The organism is Luteibacter sp. P4_E6, assembly GCF_056401535.1.
This window is the reverse complement of sequence record NZ_JBFUJE010000163.1, coordinates 1-8,075: the sequence shown is the minus strand read 5'-3', so window position 1 is coordinate 8,075 and position 8,075 is coordinate 1. Positions and strand designations below refer to the sequence as shown.

At 64.3% G+C, this 8,075-nt stretch carries 7 protein-coding genes; all 7 read right to left on the bottom strand.

From position 1 onward, the window contains the following. The coding region (locus AC1DT2_RS11575) for a hypothetical protein (protein ID WP_477296319.1) at positions 1-289 on the bottom strand (289 nt) is incomplete at its 3' end. Then, a complete protein-coding gene (locus tag AC1DT2_RS11570) occupies positions 270-2,063 on the bottom strand; it encodes an FUSC family protein (protein ID WP_477296321.1) in 1,794 nt (597 codons plus the stop codon). The genes AC1DT2_RS11575 and AC1DT2_RS11570, both read right to left, overlap by 20 nt. A 121-nt stretch (positions 2,064-2,184) precedes the next feature. Beyond that, positions 2,185-3,222, bottom strand: a complete 1,038-nt coding sequence (locus AC1DT2_RS11565) for a hypothetical protein (protein WP_477296318.1) — start codon at positions 3,220-3,222, stop codon at positions 2,185-2,187. A gap of 6 nt (positions 3,223-3,228) precedes the next feature. Then, a complete protein-coding gene (locus AC1DT2_RS11560; RefSeq protein WP_477296317.1) occupies positions 3,229-3,510 on the bottom strand; it encodes a YtcA family lipoprotein in 282 nt (93 codons plus the stop codon). A gap of 14 nt (positions 3,511-3,524) precedes the next feature. Continuing rightward, positions 3,525-4,508, bottom strand: a complete 984-nt coding sequence (gene cydB, locus AC1DT2_RS11555; protein WP_477296316.1) for a cytochrome d ubiquinol oxidase subunit II — start codon at positions 4,506-4,508, stop codon at positions 3,525-3,527. Next, positions 4,501-5,910: a cytochrome ubiquinol oxidase subunit I gene (locus tag AC1DT2_RS11550; RefSeq protein WP_477296315.1), complete on the bottom strand. Its 1,410-nt coding sequence runs from the start codon at positions 5,908-5,910 to the stop codon at positions 4,501-4,503. The genes cydB and AC1DT2_RS11550 overlap by 8 nt, the downstream gene beginning before the upstream one ends. A 240-nt stretch (positions 5,911-6,150) precedes the next feature. Beyond that, the coding region (locus AC1DT2_RS11545; protein WP_477296314.1) for an ATP-binding protein at positions 6,151-8,075 on the bottom strand (1,925 nt) is incomplete at its 5' end.

The window sequence follows — 8,075 nt, the reverse complement described above, 5'->3', positions numbered from 1 at the left end:
CAACGAGGTCGCGCGAAATGCTGGCCTGCCGGGCCGTCTCGCCCGCCCCTTTGATGGACGGGTTCGTGCCTTGCGCCAGCGCGATGAGCTCGGCGAGCGAGTAGCGTTTTGCGATGCAGCCCGTCCCACCCGGTGAGGCGTCACCGCACACGTCCTGGCCGGTCCCTGTTTGCGGGGCGTCATCGCCTGCGCCCCTGACAACAGCCGGACACAGCAGCGTGGCGAGCACGGCGGCGTGCATCGATGAAAGGACCCTGCGGCGTGCGCATTCAGAGATGGGGCGCGGCATGCCTCATCTCCTCGTGCAACCGCACCCGGGCGCACGGGTCGTCCCCCGGCGTGGCCGTCCCGACAGGGGCCAGCTTGCCTGCAGCGCCGACTGTGGCCAGATGTTGGGCGGCATCCACCAGCCATGTGACGTCGGGGTCGGATATGCCCGGTGTGGAACTCCCGGCAGGTTCTGTCCGCACCAGGACGAACGCTGAGGCGGCGAGACGCTCGGCGGCCGAAATGGTCAGGCGCGCCGCTTCCACCGAGGCGCGCACCGACGCGGAGAACTTCCACTCAAACCAGGACAGCGGGGCCAGCCGCTCTGCGCCGATGAGCGCGAGGGCAACGGTCGCTTTTCCTGCGCCCACAGTTTCAGGGGCGCGGGCGACAACCTTTGCCACCGCGCGAAGGGCGCTGGCAACGGACGCACGCATGAGGCTTGCCGTTGTTACGGGCCACAGTGCACCAAAGACAATGGACATCCAGATGTTGCCGACGAAGATGCCGACCATGCGGTCGCGCAACACGGTCAGGTCCGTCGGCGGACCGTAGTCCTGGAGTACGCCGAGAAAGAAGGCAAAGGCCATCTGCAGCCCCGCATAGGCGATGCGCTCACTGCTGCTGGCCACCCACCCACACGCCATTGCAGCCACAGCGACCAGCACCGCAAGCTGCCCGATGTCGGTCAGCATCGGAATCACGAACACGATGCAAAGCCCCGCCGCGAGCCCCCCGATGAGGGCGCCGGACAGGCGCAATGTGAGCTTGTGCATGGTCTCGCCCAGGCTGCTGAGGGCGACAAAAAAGCAGGTGGTCACCGCCGTGCGGATGCCAGGCCAGGCCAGCAGGGTGTAGGTGACGTAAGCCGCCACCACCGCCGCCGTCACTTTCAGGGCGAAGTGGACATGACCGGGATTGGTAAAGGCATCCGGAACCCAGCGTTGTTTGGGCTTGGCCTTGTGCGGGGTTGGCACTTCCGCCGCACGCTGCGTCACCTGCCCGTCGAGTTCAACGAGCGCGTCGGCCAGGGCGCGTTCGGTGGACGTCTTTTGCCCCGTCGACGCCGTTGGGTGATCATCCGGCGCCGGGGGCTCACCGACCCATCGGGCGATGGATGCGCGCAGCATCCCGGCCAGACGCTGTCGTTCCCCGTTTGTCTCGTCCGGCAGCAGGCGGGTGAGCACCAGGATCTCGGCAAGGGTCCCGAGGATGACCCGGTCTGCCTTGTCGTAGGCCTTGAGGCCTGCGGACCAGGATTGCGTTCTGGGCAACAGCGCCATCAGTCCCGCCAGCGACTCACCGCACTGGCCGAACGCGCTCGGGGCGCTGCCTTCGATGTGCGCACCGAGTTCGCAGGCAAAAGCACGAATGCGCCTTTGCAAAGCGACCACCGGACTGACCCCGAGGGCGAGATTGACCGCGACGGTCACGACAACCGGGATGGCGACGACCATCCACAGCCACAGCAGGAAATGCGTCATCAATTCCGGCGACGGCACGTCGTCGAGAAGRGTCTGCGACAGCACCAGGATGAATGCGCCGAGGAAGACGATAGGCCCGAGGGCAAAGGTGCGGGCCACGAAAATGCCGGCAAAGGTGCTTGCGGCCAGCAACACGATGCGGAGGGCGGGCTCCGACGCGTCGACGATATAAAAGAGCAGCGAGAGCGTGACGGCAAGGCTCGCCGCTGCAAGGCCACCGAGTGCGGTGGCGAGGGTGCCGGCGACTTCGTCCCGGCTTATCAGGAGCACCACGTACGCCATGTAGGCCGGCAGTGGTACCTGGAAGACCATCGCAAGCACGACGGTCGTGGAACACGCGAGTGCGATACGCAGCACCGAACGGGTCCGTTCCGGACCCGGCCTCAGTTCATGACGCAGGAACTGGTAAAAACCCGCGTGCGGAGGGTGCATGTCAGGGGCCATGATTGACCCGCACGGACGCCGTGGCACCGGTTCGAACGATGTCGTCGGACGCGTCTTCGAGCCTTATCCAGACCGGAAAGCGCTGTGCGACGACCACCCAGTTGAGATTCCGGTCGACCGAAGGCAGGCCCGGCCCACTGGTGCCCTGCGGCTGCACGCCACCACCCAGACTCTCGACGTGGCCCCGGATGGGGCGACCCTCGTGGCCCATCAGCCACACCGTCGCCTCTTCGCCAAGGCGGATGTTGGCAAGGTCCGTTTCGCGAAAGTCAGCGACCGCATACCACCGGCCGGAATCGATGAGCGTAAACAGCGGTTGGCCGGCCGTGGCGAAGGTACCCACTGCAATGTTGACGCCCACGATTCGTCCGTCGAAAGGCGCGAGCACGGTGGTCAGCCGCAGGTCGCGTGCGGCGAGCGCTTCGGTGGCTTCAGCCGCTTTCAGTTGCGCAGTCAGGCTTGCCACGTCACCGATGGCTTCCTTGGCCTGGCTTGCCTGCTGCACGGCCGACGCCAGTTGCGCCGCCGCTTCGCGTTCATGGCCCTTTGCATCGTCGACCTGCTGGCTGGTGACGTAGCCAGGGTCGAGCAACGGCTGGAGGCGCGCGAGCGTGCTCCTGGCAAGGGCGAGCTGTGCGCTGGCCCTGTCGACCTGGCGTGCGGCGGCGTTGGCCCCGGAGCCTTGCGACGTGACCTGGCGGGACGTGAGGTCAATCTGGGCACGGAACGCCATCACCTGCGCCTGGGCCTGGGCGAGGCGCAACTGGAATGGCTCGGGGTCGATGACGAGCAAGGGGTCGCCCTTGTGGACCATGGTGTTGTTGGTCACGTTCAAGGCGACGATGCGCCCACTGACTTCCGGTGCCATGCCGGCGTTGAATGCGAAGAGGTACGCGTCGTGCGTGCGCGGCCGGTGGTTGACGACGAGGACGCTCACGACAATGGCTGCTGCTGCCAGCACAAACGACAGCACCATGAGGAGGCGGCCGCGCGGCGTGGGGGTGTTGCTCTCGTAGACTTTCATCATCCTCCCCTATGCCAGCCAGGCCAGCCAGATGCCGAGCGTGAACGCGATGGCGAAACTCACGTACACGAGAAACGGCGCGGGGATTTCGGCGTCGATGCCGGACCTGACCAGGGCGAGTCTCAACAGCACGGTCAGGACAATGCCGGCCAGGGCGCAAAGCATCCACGACGGAAAGTACGAGCCGAGAATGCTTCGCGAGGGCGATGCGCTACAGCCACCGAGTGCGCTGGCCACGGCAAACCCTACCCAGACCCGGGCACCGCTTTGGTTTTGGCGAGGGGTGCGCATGGCCTGTGCTCCCGTCAGTATTCGCTCGCCATCCGGCTCTTGCCCCGGAAGACGAAGTAGTTGACGAGCGTGTAACCGAGCGTCAGCGGGAAGGCGAAGATGCCGATGCCCCAGAACATGAAAGACAGGCTCGAGGACGGGGATGCGGCCCCTTTGATGGAAATTGAAAATGGCACCATCCATGGYCAGAACGACGCGACCAAGGCGCCAATCCCGCACAGAAAGACCACCATCGTCAGCAAGAGCGGGCGCACGTCGAGGTGGCGGCGCTTGATGAAGAGCAGGCAGCCGGTTGCCACCAGTGCAACGGCGGGAAAAACATAGCGCCAGGACAGCGAATTCCAGCGATGCAAGACCGGTTCGTCTTCGGCGACGGCAAATGTAAACACGAGGCCGAGCGCGATGAACGTGCACACCATCAGGACCGGGAAGACMCGCTTGGCGAAGGTCTGCACGTCGCCTTCGCACTTGTGGATAAGCCAGGCCGCGCCGAGGGCCGCGTAACCGGTGGTCAGACCAACGCCACAAAGGACGGAAAACGGGGTGAGCCATCCGAACGTCGTGCCAACGTACTGGCCGCCCTGCACTGGCAACCCCTGGGCCAGCGCGCCGATGGCGCAGCCCTGGATGAAGGTCGCCAGCACCGACCCGGTGATGAAGCCGCCGTCCCACAATCCCTTGAGGTGGACTGCGTGCTGCCGGAACTCAAACGCGACGCCACGCATGATGAGGCTCGCGAGCATGATGCAGATGGGCAGGTAAAACGCGGACAACACGACCGAGTAGACGACGGGAAACGCCCCGAAGAGCACCGCACCTGTCATCACCAGCCAGGTTTCGTTTCCGTCCCACACGGGAGAAATGGCATCGAGCATCTTGCGGCGGCGGGGCTCGTCGTGCACGGCCGCAAACAGGATGCCGACACCAAGGTCAAAGCCGTCGAGCAAGACATACATCGTGATGGCGACCAAAACCACCGACACCCAGAACTCAGCCATGACCGGTCTCCTCGGGCGCCAGTGGGGACGTTGTGCCATCGCGCACGAGCGAGAGCGGGCGTGACGGGTTGCCGTCTCGCGGCAGCGTTGCTGCAGCCACGGCTGGCCCCCGACGAAGCAGGCGATAGATGTAGAAGGTCCCGGCGAGGAAAATAGCCAGATACACCGAGACAAAGACAACAAGGGTCGTGAACGCCTCACCGACGCCCAACGACGGGCTCAGCGCGTCAGAGGTCCGCAAAACGCCATAGACCACCCACGGCTGGCGCCCGACCTCGGCGRTAAACCAGCCGGTGAGGGTCGCGACAAACGGCAATGGGAACGTGAGGAAGGTCAGGCGCAGCAGCCATCGGGGAATGGCGTGGTGGCGCCACAGGGCAAAGCTGCCCACGAAGGCAATGGCCAGCATCCAGAGCCCGCACGCGACCATCACCCGGAAGGCAAAGAAGGGGATGGCGACCGGCGGCCTGTCGGCCCGCGCAAACGACGTCAGCCCTACCTCTTCGGAGTCTGTCGTAAAGGTTGCGATGATGCTGCCCAACACCGGCACGGACACGGCGAAGCGGTTCATCTCGGCCTTCTCGTCGGGAATGGCAAAGAGCACTTCTGCGGCGGGCTTTTCGTTGTGCCACCGGCCTTCGATGGCCGCAAACTTGGCGGGCTGGTGGCGATGGACGTAGTCGCCATTGAGGTGCCCGAAAAACATCTGCACTGGCAAGAGGATGGCGGCAAACAGCAGACCCATCCGCAGCATCACTTTTGCTTCGTCCCGGTGAATGTGGCGAAGGCTGTACCAGGCACCGGTCGCCGCCACACAGAACGCACCCGTGAGATATGACGCGAGGAGCACGTGGGGGAAGCGCACCCAAACGACAGGACTGAAAATGATGGCGCCCCAGTCGGTGGGCTCAAATACCCCTTCCACCATCCGGTATCCGACGGGCACCTGCATCCAGCTGTTGTTGACCATGATCCAAAACGCCGACAGCGTGGTGCCGAGCGCGACCATCAGCGTGGCGAAGAAGTAAAACCTCGGAGAGGTCTTTCCGCGCCCGAACATGAGCACGCCAAAGAAGGATGCTTCCAGTGCGAACGCGGTAAAGGATTCGTACGACAGCAATGGTCCCTGGATGGGGCCCGTCATCTTCGACAGCACACTCCAGTTCGTCCCGAACTCGAAGGCGAGCACGATGCCCGAGACCACGCCGAGACCGAAGGCGATGGCGAAGATGCGCAGCCAGAAATCAAACAGGCGCCGGTAGACGGGGTTGCCCGTGGTCAGGTGTCGGGCTTCCAGCACACACAACCATGCCGCCAACCCGATGGTGAAACTCGGGAAGATGATGTGGAACGACACCGTGAATGCGAACTGCAGCCGTGACAGAAAGAGCGCGGTCAGCATGGGGATTACCCTTCGTGGCCAGGGACTCGCCAGCCTGGCGCTTCGTTGACGAAACGCGGGGCGAACGACACCGTCCTGACCTCGGTCAGGCGTGCGTTGGTTGCGATGGATTTACCCTACGCCCAACGACGTGCCGTGCACATCCGCTGGACGAACGAAAGTCATCGAAAGCGCAAATCCGGCGATTCCGCGACAAATCGGCTAGACGGGTATCCGGTGCATGCGGCTACCTATTTGAGGTCAGCGGTGCCGACGCCGGGGCGCGTAAAGCTTGCCCGCGATGGCACGAAAAAGCACTTCAACACCACCGCTGCGCATGTTACGCAGGCGCAGAGAACCACCGAGTCGGTGCGCGCGCTCGCGCATGCCCTGAATGCCCCAGTGCCCATCTTTGCCGTTGCGGCCAAAGGCCTTGACGTCAAACCCCTGCCCGTCATCACGCACGCCGACCGAGAACTGGAAAACGCCGTAACGAATGGTGATGGCAGCAACGTTCGCTCCGCCGTGCCGGAAAGCGTTGGATACGGCTTCACCGAGCATCATGCGAATTTCTTCTTCCGGCTCGGTGCGCAGCCGGCGTGGCCGTCCGACCACGGTCAGTTCAATCTTGCCATCGTGGTGGCGTGCGATATTCATGGCGGCTTGCAACATGGCGCCAATCTGGTCTTCCGCTTCCGCCGCCTGGCTCCGGAGTGCCTGCACCTTGTCCCGCGCCTCGGCGGTGGCGGCATCGGTGTCAACGGCAAGACTCATGAGCTCATCGGCTGCGTCAGCGCGGTCAAACGCCGGGTCTCGCATGCGCCTCGAGAGCACGTCCAGACGAAGCGCAGTCCCTTGCACCGACTGGAGCAGGGTGTCGTGCAGGTCGCGGGCAATGGCTTCGCGTTCCTCAATCCGGATGCGCATCGCCCCGGTGACTTTCCGGAGACGGCGCAGGTACAGCGTCCAGAAGAAGGCGACGACGACCACTGCCACGAGCACCCGAAACCACCAGGTCTCAAAGAATTTCGGCATCAGCCGAACGTCCAGTATGGCTGCCTGAGTGGCGGGAACGCCGTCCTCGTTCCATGCCATCACGGCAAAGTGGTAAGTGCCCGCCGGCAAATTCGTGTAGATGGCCCGCCTGCTACGGCCAGGGTCTTGCCATTCGTCGTCGATGCCCATGAGGCGGTATGAAAAACGGGCGTGCTCGGGCACGGAAAGAACGGGCGCGGTGAAGTCGATATGCAGCGCGCRAACGTCCTTGGGCAGAACGACTGCCCCGTCGACAATGGGAAACGTCCGGTCGCCGCTGACGACGGCATCGATATGGATGGCCGGCGGAACCCGGTTTGTAGGCAGGTCGTGGGGGTCAAGCCAGGCTGCCCCCGACGCAGTTTGAAACCAGACTCGTCCATCATCGGCGAGCTTGACGCTCGGCAGCGCCCAGTCCGGATCCGGAGAACCCGGCAGGYCGTCAGTGGCATCTAGGCGACGACTCACCGGTTGGTAGGCGCGGTCCTCGCGGAACCTGTCGAGCTCACCGGACGGCACCCTGAAAATGGCGGCCAACGTCTGGAGCCACATCGTGCCTTCCCGGTCAATGACCACGCCTGTGACATCCGAGGTGTCGGCCGGATGGGCCAGATGCATGCGCACGAAGTGCTGCCCATCGAAGCGCGCCAGCCCGAGGCTGCCACCGACCCACGTTTCGTTGGCCGAACTCCAGATGCTGCTGACGGTTCCGACGTCCAGACCTTGTCCGGGCCCGAATGCCTTCGTCGTCTTGCCGTCCGTGTTGACGACTTCGTTTGGTACTCGCTTGGCCAGCCAGACGCTCCCCGCCTGTCCCGGTGCGATGCTGCGCCCTGGCGGGAGGTCCGGATAGACAGCCCAGGCCGTTCCGTCCCACGCCTGGATCGGTTTTTTGCCGGGCGCCGGCACCACCCAGATGCGTCCGTCCGACGCTTGAGTCAGTGCGTTGGCGAGGGGAACGCTGGTGCCTTCGATGGGCGCTATCAGACGGACGGGCCCGGGTGCCAATTGCCAAAGGCCCTTGGTGGCCACCGCATGCACATCGCCGTTCGCAGCATTGCGCGAGATTGCCAGGGCAAAAGCGGGCACTTCGGTTTCTGTCACGGACCGCCCGTCGATATGGGTGAGGAGATGGCTTTCGCTGCCTACCC